The 23,124-nt window shown below is 60.5% G+C and carries 22 protein-coding genes; 9 read left to right on the forward strand and 13 right to left on the reverse strand.

The window, feature by feature from the left end; all coding sequences use genetic code 11:
- Window positions 1–32: 32 nt before the first annotated feature.
- The 5 genes from lnt to miaB all read right to left on the reverse strand — a co-directional run bounded on the left by lnt (window position 33) and on the right by miaB (window position 5,445).
- Complete coding sequence (gene lnt / locus PspCFBP13509_RS10430) at window positions 33–1,556, reverse strand: apolipoprotein N-acyltransferase (protein ID WP_137211992.1); 1,524 nt, start codon at window positions 1,554–1,556, stop codon at window positions 33–35.
- 8 nt (window positions 1,557–1,564) lie between these two features.
- Window positions 1,565–2,404: an HlyC/CorC family transporter gene (locus tag PspCFBP13509_RS10435; protein ID WP_005791724.1), complete on the reverse strand. Its 840-nt coding sequence runs from the start codon at window positions 2,402–2,404 to the stop codon at window positions 1,565–1,567.
- A gap of 42 nt (window positions 2,405–2,446) precedes the next feature.
- Window positions 2,447–2,905 carry an rRNA maturation RNase YbeY gene (gene ybeY, locus PspCFBP13509_RS10440; RefSeq protein ID WP_027605250.1) on the reverse strand — a complete coding sequence of 153 codons (459 nt, stop codon included), beginning with the start codon at window positions 2,903–2,905 and terminating at the stop codon, window positions 2,447–2,449.
- Window positions 2,898–3,902, reverse strand: coding sequence for a PhoH family protein (locus PspCFBP13509_RS10445; RefSeq protein ID WP_065924977.1), 1,005 nt, complete (start codon window positions 3,900–3,902; stop codon window positions 2,898–2,900). Before PspCFBP13509_RS10445 ends, ybeY begins: the two co-directional genes overlap by 8 nt.
- 214 nt (window positions 3,903–4,116) lie before the next feature.
- Window positions 4,117–5,445: a tRNA (N6-isopentenyl adenosine(37)-C2)-methylthiotransferase MiaB gene (gene miaB / locus PspCFBP13509_RS10450; RefSeq protein ID WP_137211993.1), complete on the reverse strand. Its 1,329-nt coding sequence runs from the start codon at window positions 5,443–5,445 to the stop codon at window positions 4,117–4,119.
- 131 nt (window positions 5,446–5,576) lie between these two features.
- Between miaB and PspCFBP13509_RS10455 the strand changes: the two genes are divergently transcribed.
- A complete protein-coding gene (locus PspCFBP13509_RS10455) occupies window positions 5,577–5,903 on the forward strand; it encodes a DUF1820 family protein (RefSeq protein ID WP_003215457.1) in 327 nt (108 codons plus the stop codon).
- Between the two features lie 8 nt (window positions 5,904–5,911).
- Here PspCFBP13509_RS10455 and PspCFBP13509_RS10460 read toward each other — a convergent pair whose 3' ends face one another.
- The 4 genes from PspCFBP13509_RS10460 to PspCFBP13509_RS10475 all read right to left on the reverse strand — a co-directional run bounded on the left by PspCFBP13509_RS10460 (window position 5,912) and on the right by PspCFBP13509_RS10475 (window position 9,447).
- Window positions 5,912–6,466: a tetratricopeptide repeat protein gene (locus tag PspCFBP13509_RS10460; RefSeq protein WP_065924979.1), complete on the reverse strand. Its 555-nt coding sequence runs from the start codon at window positions 6,464–6,466 to the stop codon at window positions 5,912–5,914.
- Between the two features lie 226 nt (window positions 6,467–6,692).
- Entirely contained in the window at window positions 6,693–7,976 is a 1,284-nt protein-coding gene (gene hemL, locus PspCFBP13509_RS10465; protein ID WP_137211994.1) for a glutamate-1-semialdehyde 2,1-aminomutase, read from the reverse strand.
- Between the two features lie 11 nt (window positions 7,977–7,987).
- Complete coding sequence (thiE, locus tag PspCFBP13509_RS10470; protein WP_065924981.1) at window positions 7,988–8,617, reverse strand: thiamine phosphate synthase; 630 nt, start codon at window positions 8,615–8,617, stop codon at window positions 7,988–7,990.
- A 32-nt stretch (window positions 8,618–8,649) separates the two neighbouring features.
- A complete protein-coding gene (locus PspCFBP13509_RS10475) occupies window positions 8,650–9,447 on the reverse strand; it encodes a hydroxymethylpyrimidine/phosphomethylpyrimidine kinase (protein WP_065924982.1) in 798 nt (265 codons plus the stop codon).
- A 276-nt stretch (window positions 9,448–9,723) separates the two neighbouring features.
- Here PspCFBP13509_RS10475 and PspCFBP13509_RS10480 point away from each other — a divergent pair, with 276 nt between their 5' ends.
- The 4 genes from PspCFBP13509_RS10480 to PspCFBP13509_RS10495 all read left to right on the forward strand — a co-directional run bounded on the left by PspCFBP13509_RS10480 (window position 9,724) and on the right by PspCFBP13509_RS10495 (window position 16,167).
- Complete coding sequence (locus PspCFBP13509_RS10480) at window positions 9,724–12,114, forward strand: hybrid sensor histidine kinase/response regulator (protein WP_065946569.1); 2,391 nt, start codon at window positions 9,724–9,726, stop codon at window positions 12,112–12,114.
- 103 nt (window positions 12,115–12,217) lie between these two features.
- Window positions 12,218–13,873 (forward strand): acyl-CoA dehydrogenase family protein, encoded by a 1,656-nt coding sequence (locus tag PspCFBP13509_RS10485; RefSeq protein ID WP_065946568.1) that lies wholly within the window; start codon window positions 12,218–12,220, stop codon window positions 13,871–13,873.
- 114 nt (window positions 13,874–13,987) lie between these two features.
- Entirely contained in the window at window positions 13,988–15,460 is a 1,473-nt protein-coding gene (amn, locus tag PspCFBP13509_RS10490; RefSeq protein ID WP_024077553.1) for an AMP nucleosidase, read from the forward strand.
- A 71-nt stretch (window positions 15,461–15,531) separates the two neighbouring features.
- Window positions 15,532–16,167, forward strand: a complete 636-nt coding sequence (locus tag PspCFBP13509_RS10495) for a pseudouridine synthase (RefSeq protein ID WP_027605265.1) — start codon at window positions 15,532–15,534, stop codon at window positions 16,165–16,167.
- Here the strand turns inward: PspCFBP13509_RS10495 and PspCFBP13509_RS10500 are convergent.
- Window positions 16,162–16,371 carry a DUF2788 domain-containing protein gene (locus tag PspCFBP13509_RS10500; protein WP_025999909.1) on the reverse strand — a complete coding sequence of 70 codons (210 nt, stop codon included), beginning with the start codon at window positions 16,369–16,371 and terminating at the stop codon, window positions 16,162–16,164. The genes PspCFBP13509_RS10495 and PspCFBP13509_RS10500 overlap by 6 nt on opposite strands.
- 227 nt (window positions 16,372–16,598) lie before the next feature.
- Window positions 16,599–17,078 (reverse strand): Lrp/AsnC family transcriptional regulator, encoded by a 480-nt coding sequence (locus PspCFBP13509_RS10505; protein ID WP_003194418.1) that lies wholly within the window; start codon window positions 17,076–17,078, stop codon window positions 16,599–16,601.
- A 431-nt stretch (window positions 17,079–17,509) separates the two neighbouring features.
- Here PspCFBP13509_RS10505 and PspCFBP13509_RS10510 point away from each other — a divergent pair, with 431 nt between their 5' ends.
- Window positions 17,510–18,541 carry a DUF6515 family protein gene (locus tag PspCFBP13509_RS10510; RefSeq protein WP_065924985.1) on the forward strand — a complete coding sequence of 344 codons (1,032 nt, stop codon included), beginning with the start codon at window positions 17,510–17,512 and terminating at the stop codon, window positions 18,539–18,541.
- Between the two features lie 15 nt (window positions 18,542–18,556).
- On the opposite strand, the gene PspCFBP13509_RS10515 is transcribed toward PspCFBP13509_RS10510, so the two are convergent.
- A complete protein-coding gene (locus PspCFBP13509_RS10515) occupies window positions 18,557–19,462 on the reverse strand; it encodes a cation diffusion facilitator family transporter (RefSeq protein WP_065924986.1) in 906 nt (301 codons plus the stop codon).
- Window positions 19,463–19,471: 9 nt separating this feature from the next.
- Window positions 19,472–19,891 carry a polyribonucleotide nucleotidyltransferase gene (locus tag PspCFBP13509_RS10520; RefSeq protein WP_137211995.1) on the reverse strand — a complete coding sequence of 140 codons (420 nt, stop codon included), beginning with the start codon at window positions 19,889–19,891 and terminating at the stop codon, window positions 19,472–19,474.
- Window positions 19,892–20,132: 241 nt separating this feature from the next.
- Here PspCFBP13509_RS10520 and PspCFBP13509_RS10525 point away from each other — a divergent pair, with 241 nt between their 5' ends.
- The 3 genes from PspCFBP13509_RS10525 (at window position 20,133) to PspCFBP13509_RS10535 (ending at window position 23,090) form a co-directional block, all read left to right on the forward strand.
- Window positions 20,133–20,705 (forward strand): restriction endonuclease subunit S, encoded by a 573-nt coding sequence (locus tag PspCFBP13509_RS10525; RefSeq protein WP_065946567.1) that lies wholly within the window; start codon window positions 20,133–20,135, stop codon window positions 20,703–20,705.
- The gene (locus PspCFBP13509_RS10530) at window positions 20,698–22,170 is read left to right on the forward strand and encodes an HsdM family class I SAM-dependent methyltransferase (protein WP_137211996.1); all 1,473 of its coding nucleotides are present in this window, start codon (window positions 20,698–20,700) and stop codon (window positions 22,168–22,170) included. Before PspCFBP13509_RS10525 ends, PspCFBP13509_RS10530 begins: the two co-directional genes overlap by 8 nt.
- Window positions 22,171–22,325: 155 nt before the next feature.
- Window positions 22,326–23,090, forward strand: coding sequence for a hypothetical protein (locus PspCFBP13509_RS10535; protein ID WP_235865611.1), 765 nt, complete (start codon window positions 22,326–22,328; stop codon window positions 23,088–23,090).
- The last annotated feature ends 34 nt before the right edge of the window (window positions 23,091–23,124 follow it).

The following is a 23,124-nucleotide window of genomic DNA, read 5'->3' on the forward strand; positions in this document are numbered from 1 at the left end:
GGGCTTGCCCCACACTTTGTTCGCGTTGGCTCTTAAACGGTTTTGGCCATCCGGCCTGCCAGCAACGCCCAACCAAACAGCACCAGGCACACGATGATCAGCGGCCACGAGCGCCATTGCAGGTACGGCGTCAGGTTGTGCATCGGCACCACTTCGCCGTAGAGGATACCGCGTTCGAACTGCGGTATCTGCACGGTGATCTGCCCAAATGGGTTGATCAACCCGGTCACGCCATTATTGGTGGCGCGGATCATCCAGCGGCCAGCCTCCAACGCACGCATCTGCGCCATTTGCAGGTGCTGCAACGGGCCGATGGAGCGGCCGAACCAGGTGTCATTGCTGATGGTCAGCAGCAGGTCGCTCTGGGCGGAAAGGCCGGCTGCGAACTCCGGGTACACCACTTCGTAGCAAATGAACGGCGCGATCTGATAGCCCTTGGCTTGCAGCATCGGCTGGTCGGCAGGGCCACGGGCGAAGTCCGACATGGGCAGGTCAAAGAAGGCAATCAGGCCGCGCAGCATATCCTGCAACGGCACGTACTCGCCAAACGGCACCAGCTTCTGCTTGAGATAGGTACCGTCACCTTCACCCACCACCGTGATACCGTTGAAGTAGCGCTTCTGGTGATGCACTTCCTGGCGAATCGGCACGCCGGTGATCAGCGCGGTGTGCCGGTCAGCCGCAAACTTACCCATCATTCCCAGGTAGCCCTCGACGGACTCCTTGAGCACCGGCACGGCCGTTTCCGGCCACACCAGCAGGTCGACCGGCTTGGAGCTGAAGCTCATGTCGCGGTACAGCGCGAGCTGCGCATTCAACTGCTCGGGGTCCCACTTCATGCTTTGTTCGACGTTGCCCTGGATCGCGGCGACGGTCAGTGGCGCGCCGGAGGGCGTGGTCCAGGCATGATGCTTGAGTGCCAGGCCGATGGCCCAGGGCGCTACCAGTAACACCAGGCCAGCGCCGATAAACCCATTGCGTTTGCCGGCCAGCAGGCGTGGCAGGTTGCACAGCAGGGCCGCCGTCAGCGCCAGGGCAAAGGAAATCAGCCACATCCCGCCCACTGGCGCCAGGCCGGTGAGGGGGCCGTCGAGCTGGCTGTAACCGGAGTACAACCACGGGAATCCGGTGAGGAACCAGCCGCGAAAGGCCTCCTGGCCGACCCATAACGCGGCAAACGTGAGCGCATCCGCCAACGGCGCTTCATTGCGACGCAGCCAGCGCGCCCATAACCACGCGGGCAGGGCGAAGAACCAGGCAATGGCGGCGGTAAACAACAGCATCAGAAACCCCGCCAGCAGCACCGAAGCGCCGCCGAAGTGGTGGATGCTGTAGTAGATCCAGCTGGTGCCGGCGCCAAACAGGCCGAACCCGAAGCACCAGCCACGGCCCAGGGCCTGGCGCGGCGTCAGCTCCCGCAGCCCGACATAGAACAATCCGACCGCAACCAATGCAAACGGCCACAGGTCGAATGGCGCCAGCGCCAGGATGGTGATGGCGCCGGCCACCACGGCCAGCAGATTACCGGGCCAGCCGGGGCGGGTTAGGCGCTGCATATCAATCCTTAGCGGGCAATAGGTGTCAGGCGAATCAAGTGGATGCGGCGGCTGTCGGCATTCAGGATGCGGAAGCGATAGGCGCCGATCTCGGTGGTTTCGTTACGCTTGGGCAGGTGCCCGAACGCACTCATCACCAGGCCACCGACGGTGTCGAACTCGTCGTCGGAGAATTCGCTGTCGAAGAACTCGTTGAAGTTCTCGATCGGCGTCAGCGCCTTGACCAGGAAGTCACCGCTGGGCAGCGGCTTGATGTAGCTGTCTTCTTCGACGTCGTGCTCATCCTCGATGTCGCCGACGATCTGTTCCAGCACGTCTTCGATGGTCACCAGGCCCGCCACGCCGCCGTATTCGTCGATCACAATGGCCATGTGATTGTGGTTGGCGCGAAATTCGCGCAGCAGCACATTCAGGCGCTTGGATTCGGGCACGAAGGTGGCCGGGCGCAGCAGGTCCTTGATGTTGAAGCTGTCACCGTTCTCCTTGAGGATCAGCGGCAGCAGGTCCTTGGCCAGCAGGACACCCATGACGTCGTCATGGCTTTCGCCGATCACCGGGTAGCGCGAGTGCGCCGAGTCGATCACGGCCGGGAGGAATTCCCGTGGGGTCTGGGTCGCCTTGATGCTGATCATCTGCGAACGCGGGACCATGATGTCCCGAACCTGCAGGTCAGCCACCTGGATGGCGCCTTCGACGATGGCCAGCGCTTCGCTGTCCAGCAACTTATTCTGGTGGGCCTCGCGCAGCAGCTCCAGCAGCTCCTGGCGGTTTTTCGGCTCGTGGGCAAAAGCCTGGGTCAGTTTACCCAGCCATGACTTTTGCCCGTTGCTCGATCGGTCTTCGCTCATAGCGATTACTCTAAATCCTTTGATGTGACAGTTGAGTGTTGATCAGTTTTCGTCGTCTGCATATGGATCAGGGTGACCCAATTCTGCAAGCAACGTTCGTTCCAGTGCTTCCATTTCCTCGGCTTCTTCATCGTCTATATGGTCGTAACCCAAGAGATGCAAGCAGCCGTGGATGACTAGATGGGCCCAGTGAGCCTCAAGTTCCTTGCCTTGTTCCTTCGCTTCACGCTCGACCACCTCGACGCAGATCACCAGGTCGCCCAGCAGGGGGATATCCAGCAACTCATCGGGTACATCGGCGGGAAACGACAGCACGTTGGTCGCGTAGTCCTTCTGGCGCCAGGTGTGGTTCAGCTCGCGGCCCTCGGGCTCGTCCACCAGGCGGATGGTCAGTTCCGAGTCGGCGCTGCGCTGGCGCAGGGCCAGGGCGCACCATTGACGGAACTGTTCTTCGCTGGGGGCGGGCGCTTCGGTGGCCAGCTGCAGGTCAAGCTCAAGCATCGCGGCGAACGTCCTTGGCCGGTGTGTCATCGCGGTGGTCGAAGCGCTCGTAGGCTTCGACAATGCGCTGCACCAGCGGGTGGCGGACCACGTCCTTGGGCATGAAGTGCGTGAAGCTGATACCCGGCACATCCTTGAGCACCTCGATCACCTGGGCCAGGCCGGACTTGGTGCCTTTGGGCAGGTCGACCTGGGTGACGTCACCGGTGATCACGGCGGTGGAGCCGAAACCGATACGGGTGAGGAACATCTTCATCTGCTCGACGGTGGTGTTCTGGCTTTCGTCGAGGATGATGAAGCTGTTGTTCAAGGTGCGGCCGCGCATGTAGGCCAGCGGGGCGATCTCGATCACCTGGCGCTCGATCAGCTTGGCCACGTATTCAAAGCCGAGCATCTCGTACAGTGCGTCGTAGAGCGGGCGCAGGTACGGGTCGATCTTCTGGGCCAGGTCGCCGGGCAGGAAGCCGAGTTTTTCACCGGCCTCGACCGCTGGGCGCACCAGCAGGATACGGCGTACTTGCTCACGCTCGAGGGCGTCGACCGCACAGGCCACGGCCAGGTAGGTCTTGCCGGTACCGGCCGGGCCGATGCCGAAGTTGATGTCGTTGCCGAGGATTTCCTTGACGTAGCGCTGCTGATTCAAGCCGCGGGGGCGAATCATGCCTTTTTTGGTGCGCAGGGCCACGCTGGCTTCGGCCACCGGGTTGTTGGCCAGGTCTTCCACGGCAGATTCCTGCAGGTACAGGTGCACCGTTTCCGGCGACAGCTCACTACCCTTGGTTTCACGGTAGAGGCGGCGCAGCAGGTTTTCTGCAGACGTGGTGTGTTGGGGTTCACCAATGAGCTCGAACTGATTGCCGCGATTGCGGATCTCGATGCTCAGGCGTTGTTCGATCAGGCGCAGGTGCTCGTCGAACTGTCCGCACAGGTTGGCGAAGCGGCGAGCCTCAAAGGGCTCGAGGAGAAAACGATGGGGTTCTGCTATGGGTGCGTTCAAGGTTGCTTTTAGCCGCCCTTTGGCTGTTTAAGTGAAAGAGAGGATAACGCCAGCACGCCGGGTGCGAAAGCACTTAAACGGAGCATATTGGCTGACGGCGATTCTGTAGGAGCGAGCTTGCTCGCGAAAAACGTCAACGGTAACGCGTGCAGCCTGAATATACGCGGTGCCCTCAGGTTTTTCGCGAGCAAGCTCGCTCCTACAGAAACTTGGTTTATTGCACCAGCGACCCGCGCAGCGAGTGCGGTTGCGCCGCATCGATGTGCACGTCGGCAAACTGACCGATCAATGTCGGATTATCGCAACGGAAGTTGACGATCCGGTTGTTCTCGGTGCGGCCCTGCAATTCGCCAGGGTCTTTTTTCGAGTAGTCGGTGACCAGGATGCGCTGGATGGAGCCGACCATTTGTCGGCTGATCTCGAAACCCTGCTGGTTAAGGCGATGTTGCAGCGCGTTCAGGCGCTCTTTTTTCAGCGCTTCCGGCGTTTCATCCAACAGGTCCGCCGCCGGGGTGCCGGGGCGCTGGCTGTAGACGAACGAGTAGGAGAAGTCGAAACCGACGTCTTCGATCAGCTTCATGGTCTGCTGGAAGTCTTTCTCGGTTTCGCCGGGGAAGCCGACGATAAAGTCCGAGCTGATGCAGATGCCTGGCACCGCCGCGCGCAATTTACGCAGTTTGGATTTGTATTCCAGGGCGGTGTGGTTGCGTTTCATCGCCGAGAGGATGCGGTCCGAGCCCGATTGCACCGGCAAATGCAGGTGCTTGACCAGTTCCGGCACGTCGGCATGGGCCTGGATCAGGCTATCGGAGAACTCCAGCGGGTGCGAGGTGGTGTAGCGAATGCGTTCGATGCCATCCACCGCAGCGACCACGCGGATCAACTCCGCCAGGTCAGCCAGGCGCCCGTCGTGGGTCCGGCCGCGATAGCCGTTGACGTTCTGGCCCAGCAGGGTCACTTCGCGCACGCCGTTTTCGGCCAGATGGATGATTTCTGCGAGCACGTCGTCAAACGGCCGGCTGACCTCTTCACCACGGGTGTAGGGCACCACACAGAAGGTGCAGTACTTGCTGCAGCCTTCCATCACCGACACGTAGGCGCTCGGCCCGTCGATACGCGGCTCGGGCAAGTGGTCGAATTTTTCGATTTCCGGGAACGAGACGTCGACCTGGGGCAGCTTGGTGACGCGTGCGGCGTCGATCATTTCCGGCAGGCGGTGCAGGGTCTGTGGGCCGAAGACCACGTCGACATACGGCGCACGGTCGCGGATCGCGGCGCCTTCCTGGCTGGCCACGCAACCGCCGACGGCGATCACCATGTCCGGGTTGGCCAGTTTCAATTCGCGCCAGCGGCCCAGCTGCGAGTACACACGGTCCTGGGCCCGCTCGCGGATCGAGCAGGTATTGAGCAGGATCACGTCGGCATCTTCGGCGCGGGCGGTGACTTCCAGGGCCTGGTGTTCACCCAGCAGGTCGACCATGCGCGAGCTGTCGTACTCGTTCATCTGGCAACCGTGGGTTTCGATATAAAGCTTCTTGGCCATGGGAATCGTCAACTGGTGGTAAAGAACCGCGCATTATAGGGGTCATGTCCATCGGTTCCTAGCACTGTGCATCGGGTGCCATGCTATAGTTCGCGCCCTCTTTTATATCCCCCATGTGTTCCTCACCCACCATGACCAAACGTGAAGCTCCAATCTATAAGGTGATTTTCCTCAACCAGGGCCAGGTGTTCGAAATGTACGCCAAGCAGATCTATCAAAGTGATCTGTGGGGTTTCCTGGAAGTGGAAGAGTTCGTCTTTGGCGAGCGCACACAGCTGGTCGTCGACCCGGGCGAGGAAAAGCTCAAGGCCCAGTTCGAAGGCGTGGTGCGCAGTTTTGTGCCGATGCATTCGATCGTGCGCATCGACGAAGTCGAGCGCCTGGGCACGCCGAAGATCAGCGAAGCCCGGGGCATGAGCAATGTCATGCCGTTTCCGATGCCGATGCCTGAGAAATAGGCTGGGTGTCAGGGCAGGGGTGAGAAGGGCGAGCGCCCATCGGCACTCTGCAGTTCCAGCAGGTAGTTGCGGAAAATCTGCCCCAGTACTTGGGTGGCCACTTCCAATTCATCGCGTTGCATGTGCTCGGCGACTTCGTCGGCGGTGTCCAGCGCGTCTTCGGCGCCGTTGACCGCGGCCATTTTCAGCACGATATAGGCCTGGACGTTATTGGCCGGCACGCCTTCGCCTTTGAAGAACATGGTGCCGAGCTGGAACTGCGCCTGCGCGTGGCCCTGCAGCGAGGCTTTCTCGAAGTAGCTCAAGGCTTTGTTGAGGTCACGGGCGGGGTTTTTGCTGTCGTGGTAGTACTCGCCCAACTCGTATTGCGCCTGCGCATCCCCACCGTCGGCCTGTTTCTGACACGCGCTCAGGGCTTCGGCCTGGCTGTCTGGCTGGGTATTGAGGGTGCAACGACCCATCGCTGGGATTAACAACGAGTTGCCGCCTGCCTGGGCATGTGCCAGCAGCGGCTGAAGGAGCAACAGGCAGCCCAGTACCAGGGTGCGGCCGGTGCGTTTCATGGGAATCGACTTACCTCTGACGGGGCGCGCGGACCCTCTCGGGATCCAATAAGCGCGCATTATGAAATAAGCAGGCCTCTGCTTACAAAGTCTTTACTCGTTTTTCTGCTGCTTGGGCAAGTTATCTGCCGGATTGCAGGTAAATTCTCGGAAAAATAAGGAAATCCCTGTAGGCAAAGTAGCAAATCTGACGCCGCCCACAGCGACGTCAGGTTTTTGCTCCGGCTTATTTCAGTGCGGCGAAGGCGCGTTCGGCGGCATCCAGTGTCAGTTTCAGCTCGGCATCGCCATGGGCGATCGAGGTGAAGCCGGCTTCGAAGGCACTCGGTGCCAGGTACACGCCGCCCTCCAGCATCAGGTGGAAGAAGCGCTTGAACAGGTCGGCATCGCTGCCCATCACATCCTCAAAGGTGACGATGTCATCGGCACCACTGAAGTACAGGCCAAACATGCCGCCCGCTTGCGTGGTCACGAACGGGATACCGGCGGCGTCGGCGCGCTGTTGCAGGCCGTCCAGCAGGCGGGTGGTGTAGTCGGTCAGCTCGGCGTGGAAGCCCGGGCGGCTGATCAGGCGCAGGGTGGTCAGGCCGGCCGCCATGGCCAGCGGGTTACCCGAGAGTGTGCCGGCCTGGTACACGGGGCCCAGCGGCGCGATGTGCTGCATGATCTCGCGCTTGCCGCCGAAGCAGCCCACGGGCATGCCGCCACCGATGATCTTGCCGAACGTGCTCAGGTCCGGCGTGACGCCGTAGTGCGCCTGGGCACCGCCGAGGGCAACGCGGAAGCCGGTCATCACTTCGTCGAAAATCAGCACCACGCCGTGCTTGTCGCACTGTTCGCGCAGGCCTTGCAGAAAGCCCGGGGCGGGCGGCACGCAGTTCATGTTGCCGGCCACTGGCTCGACGATGATGCACGCTACGTCCTGGCCGACTTCGCTGAGCATCTGCTCGACGGCGCCGATGTCGTTGAACGGCAGGGTCAGGGTGTGTTTGGCGAACGCTGCCGGTACGCCGGCCGAGCTGGGTACGCCTTGGGTCAGCGCGCCGGAACCGGCTTTGACCAGCAGGCTATCGGAATGGCCGTGGTAGCAGCCTTCGAACTTGATGATGCTGTCGCGGCCGGTGAAACCACGGGCCAGGCGAATCGCACTCATGGTGGCTTCGGTGCCGGAGCTGACCATGCGCACCATCTCCATCGACGGCACGATGCTGCAGACCAGATCGGCCATCTCGGTTTCCATGGCGGTCGGTGCGCCGTAGGACAGGCCGTGTTCCAGTTGCCTGCGCACTGCGTCCAGCACGTCGGGGTGGCTGTGGCCGAGGATCATCGGGCCCCAGGAGCCGACGTAATCCACGTAGCGCTTGTCATCTTCGTCGGTGACGTAGGCGCCTTCGGCATGCTTGAAGAACAACGGCGTGCCGCCCACGCTTTTGAACGCACGCACGGGGGAGTTCACACCGCCGGGGATGTGTTTCTGGGCATCGGCAAACAGGGTTTCGGAACGAGACATGATCGGGCTCTCTAAACTGAAATTTTAAGAAGGTCGTTGAAGGCGCGGGCGCGGCGCGTGACTTCCTGGGTACTGTCGGCACCGAACAGGCCGTGGACCACGGCCAGCAGGTCGGCACCATGGGCCACCAGCGGTCCGGCGTTTTCCAGGGTGATGCCGCCGATCACGCAGATCGGCACATGCAGGCGCTTGCGGGCCTCGGCGAGCATTTCAACGGTGGCGGCCGGAGCGCCCGGCTTGGTGTTGGAATTGAAGAAGCGGCCGAAGGCGACATAGCTGGCGCCTTCTTTTGCCGCCTGTTCGGCCAGTTCGATCTGGCCGTGGCAGGTGGCGCCGATGATCGCCTTGGAACCGAGCAACGCACGGGCCGGCGTCAGTGGGCCATCGGTCTGGCCCAGGTGCACGCCGACGCCCAGGCGCGCGGCCAGGTCGAAGTCATCATTGATAATAAGCTGGGTCTTGTAGCGCGAGCACAGCTCCCGCAGTTTTTCCGCTTCGCGCAGGCGCCGGGCTTCGTCGCTGCTTTTGTCGCGGTACTGCAGCAGGGTCACGCCACCGTCCAATGCCGCTTCGACATAGGCGAGGAACTTGCCGGCCAACAGTTGGCTGTCGGTAATGGCGTAAAGGCCACGTAGTTTCATCGGGCAGGCCTCTTGCTGTTAAGAGCAGATAGTTACGAGCAGAAATCCAGCGGCAGCCGGCGCGGTACGAACTGGCCCTGGCCGAGTTGTTCGGCGTCACGCAGGGTGCGCCAAGTGTAGTTAAGTGCCGACTGCACCGCACTCACCAGCCCTTCGCCTTGGGCGATCCGTCCGGCCAGGGCGCTGGCCAGGGTGCAGCCCGAACCGTGATAGCTGCCGGGCAGGCGCTGGCAGGTAAAGGTCTGGCGCGTGCCATCACGGCTGTAGAGGCGGTTGTGCACTTCGTGCTCATCGCCATGGCCGCCGGTGATCAACAGGTGCTTGATGAACGGCAACAGCTTCTCGGCGCATTCGTCGGCGGTGCCCTCGGGCAGTTCGGCGAGGATACGGGCTTCAGGCAGGTTCGGCGTGGCGATCAGCGACAGCGGCAGCAGCCGCTCGCGCATGGCATAGCCGACTTCGTCCTTGCCCAGGCTGCCGCCGCCGCCGGCGCGCAGCACCGGGTCGCACACGACCGGCAGGTGCGGGTGCGCCTGCAGCAGTTCGACCACGGTGTCGACCATTGCGGTGGAGCCGAGCATGCCCAGCTTGACCGCCGCCACGTCGGAGTCACCGAGTACGGCATTGGCCTGGGCCAGTACCCACTCACGGTCCAGTACACGGAAATCGCTGACATTGACGGTGTTCTGCACGGTCAGGGCAGTGACGGCCGGGGCCGCATGGCAGCCTTGGGCGAGCAGGGCTTCGATATCTGCCTGCAAGCCGGCGCCACCACTGGGATCATGGCCGGAGAGACAGAGGACAACGGGGCGAGAGCTGTAGATATTCATGGTGCGCGAGCTTACCACCAAACGCTTTTGGCGGGGCCTTCGGGCGATGGTTGAATGTTGTCGCGCAAACGCCGCTTTTTTGGCGTGTGCTCGGCTGCGAAAACGCTCTGAAAGCCTTGTTCTAGAGCCTTTCAAAAAATTATTTCAATGGTGTCCAATGGCCTTTAGCGGCTATGCTAAAGTGGATTCAAACAACTTAACTGTACCGCCGGTGTACGTCTTCTCAAAAGGAATGGGGGGCTTTTGACATAACCGGACAGGCCACGCTGGGGCTCTATGCGCTATTTGCTGATCTTATTGTTGTGCGGGCTGCCGATGCTCGCCAGCGCCATCGAGTTCAACCAGGACACCCGAAGCCTGCCGCTGGGCCGAGCCATGCAAGTGCTCGAAGACCCGACCGATGCCCTCACCATCGCCGAAGTAAGCTCCCCCGCCTACGCTGCTCAATTCAAGCACCATGACAACGCCACCCTCAACGCCGGCTATTCGCGCTCAGTGTTCTGGCTCAAGGTCGACCTGCATTACGTGGCCAAGGACCCCCGTGCCCCCCGTACCTGGTTCCTGGAGTTGGCTTACCCGCCGCTGAATCATCTGGACCTGTACCAGAACGATGGCACCGGTAACTATCGGCTGGCCAGCCGCACCGGCAGTGCGCTGCCTTTTTCCAGTCGTGAAGTCAGCCAGAGCAACTACCTGTTCAAGCTCAATTTCGTGCCCGACCAGCAGCAAACGCTCTACCTGCGCCTGCAAAGCGAGGGCTCGATCCAGGCGCCGTTGACGCTCTGGGCCGGCACCGCTTACCTGGAGCAACAACCGCTGCGCCTGTCTGTGCTGGGGGTGATCTATGGCGTCCTGCTGGGGATGCTGGTCTACAACCTGTTCATCTACCTGAGCGTGCGCGACACCAGCTACCTGTATTACATCCTCTATATCGCCTCGTTTGGCCTGTACCAACTGTCGGTCAATGGCGTGGCCGTGCAGTACTTCTGGCCGAACAACCCGTGGTGGGCGAATGCGGCGGTGCCGTTGCTGATCGGTTCGGCGGCGCTGTTCGGCAGCCTGTTCGCCCGCAGCTTCCTGCATACCGCGCAGCACAGCCGCTGGCTCAACCGGCTCTTGCTGGCACTGGCGGTATGCGGCGGCGTAGTGATGGCGCTGGCGCTGCTGACCAGCTACGCCCTGGCCTTGCGCCTGGCGACCGGCCTGGCGCTGGTATTCACCGTGACCATCTTCGTCGCCGCCATCAAGGCCTGGTACTGCGGCCAGCGGGTGGCGCGGTATTTCATTATCGCGTGGTCGGCGTTCCTGCTGGGCGGGGTGGTGAACACGCTGATGGTACTGGGCTACCTGCCCAATGTGTTCCTCACCATGTACGCCAGCCAGATCGGCTCGGCGATTGAAGTGGCGCTGCTATCCCTGGCCCTCGCCGACCGTATCAATGCCATGCGTGAGCAGCAGGCGCAGATCCTGTTCGATGCCAGCCAGAAGCTCGAAGTGCTCAACCAGCAACTGGCCCGCAGCAACCGTCTCAAGGATGAATTCCTCGCGACGCTGACCCACGAACTGCGCACGCCCATGAACGGTGTGATCGGCTCCCTTGAGCTGATGCAAACGGTGTCGCTGGACGACGACCTGGCGCAGTACCAGCAAACGGCCGCCGGTTCGGCACGGGACATGATGCGCATGGTCAACGGCATCCTCACCCTCACCGAATTGCAGGCCGGGCGCCTGAGTGCCCAGCCTCGGGTGTTCAGCCTGCGCGGCGTGCTCGACACCTTGCGCCAGCAATTTACCACCAGTGCCCAAGGCAAAGGCCTGGCATTTTCCATCGATGTGGCCGATGAGCTGCCGGACCGTGTGGTGGGTGACGCCGACAAACTGCTCCAGTGCCTGGATTGCTTGCTGGACAACGCTTTCAAGTTCACCCGCGAAGGCTCCGTGCGCCTGCGGGTGGTGGGTGTACCTCACAGTGATGGCGACGTGCGCCTGAGCTTCATTGTGACCGACACCGGTATTGGCTTCGCCTTCCTCGACGAGGCGACCTTGTACCAGCGCTTTTTCCAGCTCGATGGCTCCATGACCCGCGAATACGGCGGCCTGGGTATCGGCCTGGCCATCTGCCGGCAATTGATCGAGCTGTTGGGCGGACGCCTTACCCATCATTCCGAGCCGCACAAGGGCAGCCGCTTCCAGTTGGACGTGAACGTCAGCCCGGTGCCGCCCGAGGCAAAACCGGCGCCCGATCGGCAGCGTGCGCCTCAGGACTGCACGGTATTGCTGGTGGATGACAACAGCGTGGGCCAGTTGGTGGTGCGCGGCATGTTGCTCAAGCTGGGTTACCGGGTGAAAACCGTGGACAGTGGCCCGGCGGCGTTGGCGGCCTTGCAGGGGCAAAGCTTCGACGCGGTCTTGCTGGATGTGCCCGAAGGCGGCTTCTCGTTGTGTTGTCAGATCCGTGCACTGCCGGGCTGCGGTGAATTGCCCGTGATCGCCTTGAGTACGTCGCTGAATACGTCCGAGCGAGAGCGCGGTCATGGCATCGGCATCACCGACCGCCTGGCCAAGCCGGTGCGCTTCGAGGCGCTGCAGGCGGTACTGGAGCGCCACTTGTTGAGCGCGCTCGAGGGCGAAAGCGCCGGGCATTCGGCGGGTATGCCACTTTTTTAACCCGGATGACGGTGCTTAACTGAAAAAACCGGCCTCAATCGATCTGCGCCTTTCTTTCTGGGTAGGTGTGCATTCGACAGGGCCTTTTTCCAGGAGGCCCGTCATGAACCTGCATCAGTTCGCCGAAACCCACGACGTCACCAACCAGCCGCCCTCCCTGGACGGCACCAACCTGTACCGCATCGACGTGCCCCTGCAAGACTGGTCGCGGCGCTTTGGCGCCGGCTGGGCGCAGGCGCGCATCGATGCCTACGGGGCGTTGGCCGGCGGGCCGCTGATGGCGGCCGGGTTCCTGGCCAACCAGAACAAACCGGTGTTCAGCAGCCATGACCGGTATGGGCATCGCATCGACCTGGTGGAGTTTCACCCGGCCTACCACGAGCTGATGCGCTCCGCGGTCGAGCATGGCCTGCCGTCGTTGCCGTGGGCCCATCCACAGTCCGGTGCCCATGTGGCGCGTGCGGCCATGACCTACCTGCACAGCCAGGCTGAGGCCGGCACCGGCTGCCCGCTGACCATGACCTTCGCTTGCGTCCCTGCCCTGCGCTTGCAACCGGACCTGGCGCAGACCTGGCTGCCGAAAATCCTCAGCACCCACTATGACCCGCGCAATGTCGGCATTGCCCACAAGGCCGGTGCAACCATCGGCATGGCGATGACCGAGAAGCAGGGCGGCACCGACGTGCGCGCCAACACCACCCGCGCCTATCCGGTGGGCGCCGGCGGGCCCGGGCAAGCCTATGAACTGGTCGGTCACAAGTGGTTCTGCTCCGCGCCGATGTGCGATGCCTTCCTGACCCTGGCCCAGACCGACAAAGGCCTGACCTGTTTCCTGCTGCCCCGGCACCGCCCGGATGACACCCGCAACGAGTTCTATATCCAGCGCCTGAAAAACAAATTGGGCAACTGCTCCAATGCGTCCAGTGAAGTGGAGTTTCGTGGGGCCCTGGCCTGGATGATCGGTGAAGAGGGGCGTGGCGTGCCGACCATCATCGAGATGGTCGCCATGACCCGCTTCGATTGCATGGTCGGTTCCAGTGCCTTGATGCGCCAGGCGCTGACTCAGGCCAGCCATCACTGTGCTCATCGCCGGGTCGGTGGCCGTGTGCTCAGCGAGCAACCGCTGATGCAAAACGTGCTGGCCGACCTCGCTCTGGAAAGCGAAGCCTCGCTCGCCTTGAGCATGCGCATGGGCTGCGCCCTGGACAATCTGGGCGATGAGCGGGAAGCCAAGTTCGCTCGGCTGGTGACGGCGGTGGGCAAGTATTGGATCTGCAAGCGCGCCCCGGCAATGATCAACGAAGCCGCCGAATGCATGGGCGGCGCGGGCTACGTGGAGGACAGCATCCTGCCGCGCTTGTACCGTGAGGCACCGGTGAATTCGACATGGGAAGGTTCCGGCAATGTGCAATGCCTGGACGTGCTGCGCGCACTCTCCAAGGAGCCCGGTGTGCTGGAAGCGCTGTTTGTCGAACTCGGTGACGGGCATGGAGATAAGCAGCTGGCACGGCATATCGAACACCTGAAGTCGGCTTTCATGGACACCCAGGACATCCAGTACCGCGCGCGGCAGTTGACCGAGGATATTGCCGTGGCGCTACAGGCCAAGTTGCTGCTGGAGGCCGGTCATGCGGCGGTCAGCGATGGTTTTATCGCCAGCCGTTTGGGCCAGTCGTCTGGCCGCGTCTACGGCACCTTGCCGCGTGGCGTCGATGTCGGGGCCATCGTCGCGCGCTCAAGCCCCAATGTATCTGAATAAACACGGTCCAAATGTGGGAGGGGGCTTGCAGCCATCTTGAGAGGACACTCCAATTCAAGGTTTGCGTCTGACAGGGATACAGGCAAGATAAAGGCCTGCAAGTCAGAACACAGGATGCTTACCGTGACCGAAGCTTTTGTTGTCGTTCAAACCGCCGAAGAGGCCGTGGATCGGCTGGCGGCCCTGCATGAGCGGGCTACCGGCGCGCTCAATCAAGCCCTCAAGCAATACCTCAAGGACCGCGTCGAACCCGACGCCGAACAACGCGCGCTGTTTCGCTATCCGGAACTGCGCCTGACTTACCACTGCCACGGCGAAGTCCCACAGACTACCCGGGCGTATGCCAAGGTCCAGTTACCTGGGACCTACAGCGTAACCGTCACGCATCCGGCGGCGTTCCGTAAGTATTTGCTGGAACAACTGGTGCCGCTGATGCACGACTTCACCGTGACGGTGGAAGTGGGCGTCAGCCAGCAAAACATTCCATACCCTTACGTAGTGGAGCAGGGCGACGAACTGGCCGGCTCCGGTGTGACCGCCGCGACCTTGGCGCGCGTGTTCCCCAGCACCGACCTGTCGGCCGCCACTGACGGCATCGCCGATGGCCTGTATGACTGGGAAAACACCGACCCGCTGCCCCTGGCGCTGTTCGATGCGGCGCGCGTGGACTTTTCCCTGCGTCGGCTGGTGCATTACACCGGCAGCGACTGGCGCCATGTGCAGCCGTGGATCCTGCTGACCAACTACCACCGCTATGTCGACCAGTTCATCCTGCATGGCCTGGAACAATTGCGCAGCGACCCGCGTTTTATCCGCATGGTGCTGCCGGGCAACGTCATCATCGACAAGAGCATGGACCACGGCGAAGCCTCGGCGATTGCCGCCGGCGTAGTGTGGCACCGCTACCAGATGCCGGCCTATCACCTGCAGGCCAGCGATGGCCACGGCGTGACCCTGGTGAACATCGGTGTCGGCCCGTCCAACGCCAAGAACATCACCGACCACCTGGCGGTGCTGCGTCCGCATTGCTGGCTGATGATTGGCCACTGTGGCGGCCTGCGCCAATCCCAGACCATCGGCGACTACGTACTGGCCCACGCTTATATGCGCCGCGATGGGATTCTCGACCGGGTGGTACCGCCGAACATCCCGATCCCGGCCCTGGCCGAAGTGCAGATGGCCTTGCAGCAGGCGGCGGCGAATGTCACCGGTGAGAAAGGCGAAGAGCTGAAAAAACGCCTGCGGACCGGCACCGTGCTGACCTATGACGACCGCAACTGGGAACTGCGCTGGGCCCAGGAACGGCCGTTGATCAACCTGTCCCGCGCCGTGGCGGTGGACATGGAAAGCGGCACCATCGCTGCCCAGGGCTACCGCTTGCGCGTACCGTACGGCACGTTGTTGTGTGTGTCGGACAAGCCGCTGCACAGCGAGATCAAGCTGCCGGGTTCGGCCAACGCGTTCTACGAACGTGCGGTCAGCCAGCACTTGAAGATCGGCATCGAGGCGGTGGACCTGTTGCGTACCGAACTCAACTCGCTGCACTCGCGCAAACTGCGCAGCTTCGACGAGCCGCCGTTCCGCTAAGCGGTTGGGATGGTCATTTAGCGGTCAGGCCACTAGCATTGTCGGTCCTGATCGTTAGATGTTCCTTTGCCATGTCCCGTCCCACCCGTCCCGATTCGCGCCGCCCTGGCGTGAAACCTCCGTATTCTGCCGCGCGCCGTGTTGCCAAGGCGCCACCGGCCGAGCCGAAGTTGGTGCTGTTCAATAAACCCTTCGATGTGCTGACCCAGTTCAGCGACGAAGGCGGGCGCGCGACGCTCAAGGACTTTATCGACATCCCCGGCATCTACCCGGCAGGCCGCCTGGACCGTGACAGCGAAGGTCTGTTGTTGCTGACCAACGACGGCCAGTTGCAGGCGCGTATTGCCGACCCCAAGCACAAGCTGGCGAAAACCTACTGGGTGCAGGTGGAAGGCGAACCCACCGAAGCATTGCTGCAACGCTTGCGCGACGGGGTGGAACTCAACGACGGCAAAACCTTGCCCGCCGAGGCCCGGCGTCTGGATGAACCGGCGTTATGGCCGCGCAACCCGCCGGTGCGCTTTCGCAAAAACCTACCGACGTACTGGCTTGAGCTGGTGATTCGAGAGGGGCGTAATCGCCAGGTTCGGCGCATGACCGCCGCCGTGGGCCTGCCGACCTTGCGCCTGGTGCGGGTGCGTATTGGCGATTGGACAATCGACGGCCTGGACCAAGGCCAATGGAAGGAAGTACCTGCGCGTTTATAAAGCGCCAGACTCGATGAGGCCGATCACCACGCTCTTGATGATGAACGCGGCCACGCCCAGGCCCAATACGAAAAACAGGATGAACGAACCAAAGCGCCCGGCCTTGGATTTCTTCGCCAGGTCCCAGACGATAAAGCCCATGAAAATGATCAGGATAGTGACCAGGCCGGTCATCATCCATTCTTCGAACAGGGCGGGGTCGATGTTGTTCATGGGCTCTTCCAACGGGGCAGGCGGCAAGTATACGGCAGCGTCACAGGCGCAACATTGACCTGCGTCGGTGCGTCGCACGCAGACTTCACTGTTGAAACACAGGCCAAATGTGGGAGGGGGCTTGCCTCCGATAGCGGTGTGTCAGGCTGTGTATCTGGTGACTGATACTCCATCGGGGGCAAGCCCCCTCCCACATTTGATCTTCATTGTTCATGGGATCAGGTGCGCAGGTGGGTCAGCGGCAGCTCGGTGCTGTTGAGCACCTGGTTCAGCACAAAGCTCGAGCGCACGCTGGTCACGCCTTCGATCCGAGTGAGGTGGCCCAGCAGCAGTTTCTGATAGTGGTCCATGTCCGGCACCACCACTTTCAACTGATAGTCAGCATCCATCCCCGTCACCAAACTGCATTCCAGCACCTGGGGCAGGGTGCGGATGGCTGCTTCGAAGTTCTCGAAACGCTCGGGGGTGTGGCGGTCCATGCCGATCAGCACATAGGCCGTGAGGCTCAGGCCGAGCATCTTGCGGTCGAGCAGGGCGACCTGGCGCGCGATGTAGCCGTCGTCCTCCAACTGCTTGACCCGGCGTGAGCAGGGCGAAGGCGACAGGCCGATACGCTCGGCCAACTCCTGGTTGGAGATCCTCGCGTCGCGCTGCAATTCCGCCAAAATACTCAGGTCGTATCGGTCAAGCTTGCTCATCGGGTTGGCCTTTGTCGTAACTATTGCGGTGAATTATCCATGAAGGGTTAAAAATTGCGCAAGCACTGTTTATTGACGCAATCTTCGCAATCATCTGTCCGGCGCTGGCCTGTATCTTTATCAACAGAATCACCGCCTGGACAACAGTCCACAGCAGCTCGCCCAATCAGGCGTGCTGCGGCCGCCACCCCAGCAGGGTCGAGCCGGCCTCCAGGCTGCACACTGTCCACAAGACGGCGTGAGGTGAGCCAACGTCAAAAGCGTTGAGCATGGACGAAGTTCTCAAGGGGTGGCCGACGGGTCACCCCTTTTCTTTTGCCTTAAGAAAATTGTTCTTGTGACTGATAACCTGTCTCAGAACCGGGTGAGGCTTTTCCAGTCTTATCTATGAGGCCGGACCTTCCAGGCCCTTATCCGCAGTGAGGAATAGCATGAAGCGCATCTGGCGTATGGCAGGTGTAGGTTTGCTGATAGTCACCGTCGGCACGCAAGTGATGGCCGACGAGCCGCGCCCTGAGGGGGGCGGCCAGCATGAAAGAGGGCCGGAGGGTAACGAACAGCCGCGCCCGCAGAATAACCAGCCGCGTCCACAGAACAATCAACCCCGGCCGGAAAACAATCAGCCCCGTCCACAGAACCCGCATTTTGATCGTGCCGAGCAACCGCCCCACGGCGGGCAATGGCAAGGTCGCCCGCCAGGTGCCGAACAGCCTCGGCCAGCCCCGCAGCCTGCGAATAACCTGCCGATCCAGAGTCGCCCCGATACCGTGCGCCAGACCCAGGAGCCGCGTCAGGGTTACTACCGTGACATTCCTCGACGCAACGACGACAACCGCAATTGGGAGGCCGGCGGCCCAGGTTCGCGGCCGGGCTACAACGGGCATCCCAACGATAACCGCTGGCCAGGTCGCCCTGATGGCCATGGCAACGGCTGGGGCCCTGGCCCGCAATATCGTCCCGGTTATACCGTCGACCGCTTCCCCGACCGCAATTACCGCGTGCCGTACCGTGGCCAGGATTACTTCTTCTCCGGCGGCTACTGGTACCGCCCCCAAGGCCCGCGCTATGTGGTCGTGGCGCCGCCGTATGGCATCCGCGTGCATTACTTGCCCGACTACGCGCGTGAAGTGTGGGTGGGTGGTTCGCTGCTATTCCTGGCCGCCGGCGCCTACTACGCCTACGAACAAAGCACCCAGCAATACGTAGTGGTACAACCGCCGACGCAAGTGCTGGCACCGCAGCCAGCACCCCAAGGCAATGGTTATGATGTGGTGGCCTATCCCGCCAACGGGCAGTCACCGGCGCAAGTGCAGCAGGACGGCTACGACTGTTATCGCTGGGCAGTGCAACAAAGCGGCTTCGACCCGCAGGCCGTCACTTACGCGCCTGACCCGGCGGTGGTGCAAACCTACCGCCAGGCCCAGGGCAACTGCCTGAGCAGTCGCGGGTATCAGGTGCAATAGCGGCAGCTGCAAGCTTCAAGCTTGCGGCTTATAGCTTGCAGCTTGTACCTGATCCGCAGGATCCGCATGCACCAGCACTTCGGCGCGCGGGTAGGCTGCGTGAATGGCATCGGCGGCCTGGTCGCTGATGCCGTGGGCCACTGACAGCGTCAGCTCCCCCGGTAGTTCCAGGTGCAACTGCACGAACCAGTGGTTGCCGGAGATGCGCGTGCGCAGGTCATGGGCACCCAACACCCCCGGTACGCTTCGCGCCAGTTCCAGCATGTGCTGGCTGACGTCCGGCGGCAGTTCCTCGTCCATCAACACCGCAAAGCTTTCCCTGGCGATCTGGATTGCGCTCCACAAAATGTAGGCGGCGATGCCCAGGCCGAACCAGGCGTCGACTTGATGAAAGCCTATGCCCGCCAGCACCAGCGCCACCAGGATGCTGCCGTTGAGCAGCAGGTCCGAGCGGTAGTGCAACGAGTCCGCTCGCACGGCATTGGAGCCGGTTTCGCGCACAACCCGGTGTTGCAGCATCAGCAGCGCCACGGTCAGTACCAGGGAAAACACGATCACCCCAATGCTCAGCCACGGCGCGCCAACCGGTTCCGGATGCTGCAGGCGCTCGTAGGCCTGCAAGGCGATCAACACCGCACTGCCACCAATGAACAACGCCTGGGCCATGCCCGCCAGCGACTCCGCCTTGCCATGACCGTAACGGTGATCGTCATCGGCCGGGCGCAGGGCGTAATGCACGGCCAGCAGGTTCAGCAGCGAGGTCACGCCATCGAGCAGTGAGTCGGTCAACCCGGCGAGCATGCTCACCGAGCCGCTGAGCCACCAGGCAATCGCCTTGGTGACGATCAACGCACAGGCCACGCCCACCGAGGCGCGGGTGGCCAGGCGTAATAGCCGGGCGTGTTCGGGACTGCTGGTCATAAACGATCCTTAGGCGGCGGGTTGCAGGCCCAGGAGCGCAAGTTGTTGCACGCTGCCCTTGAACTGGATCATGCGTGGATCGTCCAGCGGCAGGGTGCGACCGGTTTCCTTCTGGATGATGCTTTGCAGCTTGGCGTTGTCGACCTTGCCGTCGGCGCCGATGGCTTCGTGGAGTTTTTCCGGGTCAACCTGGGCAGTCTTGCCGGGTTCGAAATAGATCGCGCCCGTGGCGAAGTCGACGCCGAATGCGATCAGGCCAGGGATCACGTAGAACAACAGGCCCACGGCATCGAGCACGGCAATGGTCGGGTCGATCTTGCCATCGATCTGGCCACGGCGGTCGGGGTAGAAAATCGACCCGCAGGCGGTGAGTTGGCTCAGCAGGGTGACGGCGAGGACACCGACGATGACACGGGAAGCGATACGCATGGAAAATCTCCTGTAAGAGCGAGCTTGCTCGCAAAAGAGGCTAAAAATAACGCTTGGGCTTGAATGTGCGTGGTGCTCTTGGACTTATGCCGTCGGCATCAACATCTGATACTTGGAACGCCGTAAACAATCTGAAACGTCACAAATAATTATATGCAGTAGCAATCTACTGCTTGCTTGTTATGCAGGCCGTGACATATATTTCCGCAACATTACAGAAGAGCTCTACAGCGTTGACCTTATGAAGCTTACCAAAATTCGCACGGCAGTGGTTTTTAGAAGCAACCCACCTCAGGAAAATCCAGACGGCAATGTGCGTGCGGTAGCGATCAGAGACCTGGTATCAAGCAAGCCACTGCATTGGCATGAACTCCCTCGCGTGTGGCTGGATGAAAAATATCTGTCCCATTGCCTGCGTCCAGGCGACGTTGTCCTGCCCTCACGCGGAGACTATTACAAAGCCTGGTTTTTTGAGGGCGCTGAAGAGCCTGTGTTTCCAATGGGGCAGTTGAACGTAATTACCCCCGAAGCCAACTTGAATGGTCGTTTCCTTGCCTGGTATCTCAATCAGCCCGCAACGCAGGTAAAGATAAGTGTGATGTTGACGGGTACCGGCATTAAGGCACTCACCAAATCGGCCCTGCTTTCCTTGGAAATCGAAGTTCCGGCGATGGACAGGCAAAAGCAAATTGCTGAAATGGACGAGACCACGGAAAAGATGGCCGCTATCAGGCACCGTTTGAGCGAGCTTGATCGATTGGAAACGACATTTCTCACTAACCTCATTTTGCGAGAGGGGGTTCGCCATGCTTGATCAAGACAGGAAAGGTGAAATTGACGAGGCTGTTTTGCGAAGTGCCGATGTCTTTCGCGGGTACCGTGATCCGATTGAAAGCGTCAGCTTCACCATGGCGCTGCTCTTGCTCAAGTACTTGTCCGATGTGCTTCTTGACGAGCCTCGCAAAGAACATAAAGCGATGGAGGACGCGCGCTTTATTGTGCCTGAGAAAGCGGACTTCTATCGATTACTGAGCAATGCTCGCGAGCCGGGAAATGGCAATCGTCTGAACCAGGCTCTTGCTGCATTGCAGAGTGCTAATTACGAATTGAAAGATGCCTTTCTGGGCATAGATTTCGACTCCATCGTACTGGGTAATGAGACGCCAAAAGACCGTGCCCTGGGTAGCCTGCTTCACGCATTAAATTGTGACGCGCTGGATTTTCGCCCTGTTCGAGATGGCGCGAAAGAGGCTGCAGCTTGGGCGTGTGACGCGGTTTTGACGCATGCCTCAAGCAACAGTGGTAAGCGAGGTGGTGAGTTTTTCACGACGCCGCAGATTTCCAGGTTGATGGCTCGTTTGATGCGGCCCGTAGGGGGTGAACGCATAAGTGATCCGTTTTGTGGCGTGGCTTCCACACTGATTGCCTGCAACGAATATGCTCTGAAATCGCCTTGCACGTGGGGGTGTTCACTCTATGGGCAAGAAGCTAACGGCAGTACTTTATCGTTGGCGCGGATGAGTATGATCCTTCACGGTGAAACCCATTTTCGGCTGGAGTGGGGAGATACGCTACGCAATCCAAAGTTGGTGGAGGCGAACGGCGATCTGATTAAGTTTCAGGTGGTGGTCTCTCATCCTCCCTTTTCCGTTCGGGACTGGGGCCATGAAGATGCTGAGAGAGATGGTTATCGGCGTTTTTGGCGAGGTGTTCCTCCGCGCACTTCGGGTGACTACGCGTACATAAGCCACATGGTTGAAACGCTCGCATCTGAAGTTGGGCGCATGGCTGTGCTCGTGCCTCTGGGGGTGCTTTTCAGAGGCGCCGCAGAGCTGCAAATCAGAAAGCAATTTATCGAAGAGAATTTGGTTGATGCAGTGATTGGTCTGCCGGCCAAAATGCTGTCGTACACATCAATCCCGTTGGCAATTCTGATTCTGCGTAAGAACAAGTCGGGTGATGATGTGCTCTTTATAGATGCCAGTCGTGATTTCCAGCCAGGAAAGATTTGGAACTCGCTGCGCGATGCTGATCTGGATCGAATTGAGCAGACTTACGATAACCGCCAAAGTGTAGAGCGTTATGCAACGCTGGTTTCACGCACGGAAATTGAAGCGAATGATTACAACCTCAATGTGGCCCGCTATGTCGAGATAGCCGAGGATGAAGAGCAAATTGATTTAGCGATCTTGCGGGCGGAGCGTGCTCAACTCAAAACAGAACTTGAAACACTTGAGGCGAGGTTGACACAGCTTCGTGAGTGGGTCGGTCATGTCTGATCATTAACGGATCGGTGAAAATCATCAGAAACAAAAAAGCCCACCGAAGGGTGGGCCTTTTTTTGAATCACTTTCGTACGTCCGTGGGGGGAGGCTTTCGCCAACAAGTCCCTCGGCTAGTGAGTCGACTATAGGGAAGTACTGGGATGTCGTCAATGTCATTGTCATCGACAGCTACGTGCGCCGTCCAGCCAGAGATGGCTGCGGCGGCGCAGATTGCGGGCTTGGAGCCTATTCTCTTTATGGGAGCTGTACCCGAGATGCGCCACCTTCAAGCCTTGCGAGCGTCTCTTTCAGAGGCAAGAATTGCGACGTATGAGTCGGCCACTGTGGGTGCGGGTTTGCCAATAGAGCGTGCAGTAGAGCTTTATGCATGGAATGCGCAAGTATCCGGTGTCTTTCTGATCCCCTTACATATCTGCGAAGTGGTTGTACGAAATGCTGTCTCCGAGGCGCTGATTCTTAGATACGGGTCTGAATGGCCGTGGAGTGTTGGCCTGTTGCGCAGCCTTCCTACTGGCGCAGGGGCGAGATACGACGCGAAGATGGACCTGGGTCGAACCCGTGAAAAGCACCGAACAACGGGTGGCGTTGTTACAGAGCTCAAAAATGTATTTTGGGAAAAACAATTCACCAAGCGAAATGATCAGCGGCTATGGGAGCCCTATCTTTTCCAATTGTTTCCCAACCTTGATCCCAGTGGATCAGTGAAACTCCATCGACAGCGAATTGCTTGCGACTTGGAGACGATACGCCACCTGCGAAATCGAATTGCCCATCACGAGCCTATTTTCAATCGCAATCTCCACAGCGATTTACAGAAAATTTGTGAGCTGGTCGAGTTCCGTTGTTCTGATACGGCATCCATGATGCTCCAGGCTCAGCGTGTAATGGAGGTTCTGAAAGCGCGACCGTTTTGAGTCGTGCATTAGAAAGGGCATTGTTATCATTCCC

The organism is Pseudomonas sp. CFBP13509, assembly GCF_005233485.1.
Classification (GTDB): Bacteria; Pseudomonadota; Gammaproteobacteria; order Pseudomonadales; family Pseudomonadaceae; genus Aquipseudomonas; species Aquipseudomonas marginalis.

Bases quoted from the DNA above. Each gene is read 5' to 3' on its own strand.
- PspCFBP13509_RS10525 (WP_065946567.1), top strand. From the start codon at position 20,133: ATGAAGCTTACCAAAATTCGCACGGCAGTGGTTTTTAGAAGCAACCCA.
- PspCFBP13509_RS10485 (WP_065946568.1), top strand. From the start codon at position 12,218: ATGAACCTGCATCAGTTCGCCGAAACCCACGACGTCACCAACCAGCCG.
- PspCFBP13509_RS10505 (WP_003194418.1), bottom strand. From the start codon at position 17,078: ATGAGCAAGCTTGACCGATACGACCTGAGTATTTTGGCGGAATTGCAG.
- amn (WP_024077553.1), top strand. From the start codon at position 13,988: ATGCTTACCGTGACCGAAGCTTTTGTTGTCGTTCAAACCGCCGAAGAG.
- PspCFBP13509_RS10460 (WP_065924979.1), bottom strand. From the start codon at position 6,466: ATGAAACGCACCGGCCGCACCCTGGTACTGGGCTGCCTGTTGCTCCTT.
- PspCFBP13509_RS10515 (WP_065924986.1), bottom strand. From the start codon at position 19,462: ATGACCAGCAGTCCCGAACACGCCCGGCTATTACGCCTGGCCACCCGC.
- miaB (WP_137211993.1), bottom strand. From the start codon at position 5,445: ATGGCCAAGAAGCTTTATATCGAAACCCACGGTTGCCAGATGAACGAG.
- PspCFBP13509_RS10455 (WP_003215457.1), top strand. From the start codon at position 5,577: ATGACCAAACGTGAAGCTCCAATCTATAAGGTGATTTTCCTCAACCAG.
- thiE (WP_065924981.1), bottom strand. From the start codon at position 8,617: ATGAAACTACGTGGCCTTTACGCCATTACCGACAGCCAACTGTTGGCC.
- PspCFBP13509_RS10495 (WP_027605265.1), top strand. From the start codon at position 15,532: ATGTCCCGTCCCACCCGTCCCGATTCGCGCCGCCCTGGCGTGAAACCT.
- PspCFBP13509_RS10520 (WP_137211995.1), bottom strand. From the start codon at position 19,891: ATGCGTATCGCTTCCCGTGTCATCGTCGGTGTCCTCGCCGTCACCCTG.
- lnt (WP_137211992.1), bottom strand. From the start codon at position 1,556: ATGCAGCGCCTAACCCGCCCCGGCTGGCCCGGTAATCTGCTGGCCGTG.
- ybeY (WP_027605250.1), bottom strand. From the start codon at position 2,905: ATGCTTGAGCTTGACCTGCAGCTGGCCACCGAAGCGCCCGCCCCCAGC.
- PspCFBP13509_RS10510 (WP_065924985.1), top strand. From the start codon at position 17,510: ATGAAGCGCATCTGGCGTATGGCAGGTGTAGGTTTGCTGATAGTCACC.
- PspCFBP13509_RS10530 (WP_137211996.1), top strand. From the start codon at position 20,698: ATGCTTGATCAAGACAGGAAAGGTGAAATTGACGAGGCTGTTTTGCGA.
- PspCFBP13509_RS10480 (WP_065946569.1), top strand. From the start codon at position 9,724: ATGCGCTATTTGCTGATCTTATTGTTGTGCGGGCTGCCGATGCTCGCC.
- PspCFBP13509_RS10535 (WP_235865611.1), top strand. From the start codon at position 22,326: ATGTCATTGTCATCGACAGCTACGTGCGCCGTCCAGCCAGAGATGGCT.
- PspCFBP13509_RS10475 (WP_065924982.1), bottom strand. From the start codon at position 9,447: ATGAATATCTACAGCTCTCGCCCCGTTGTCCTCTGTCTCTCCGGCCAT.
- PspCFBP13509_RS10435 (WP_005791724.1), bottom strand. From the start codon at position 2,404: ATGAGCGAAGACCGATCGAGCAACGGGCAAAAGTCATGGCTGGGTAAA.
- hemL (WP_137211994.1), bottom strand. From the start codon at position 7,976: ATGTCTCGTTCCGAAACCCTGTTTGCCGATGCCCAGAAACACATCCCC.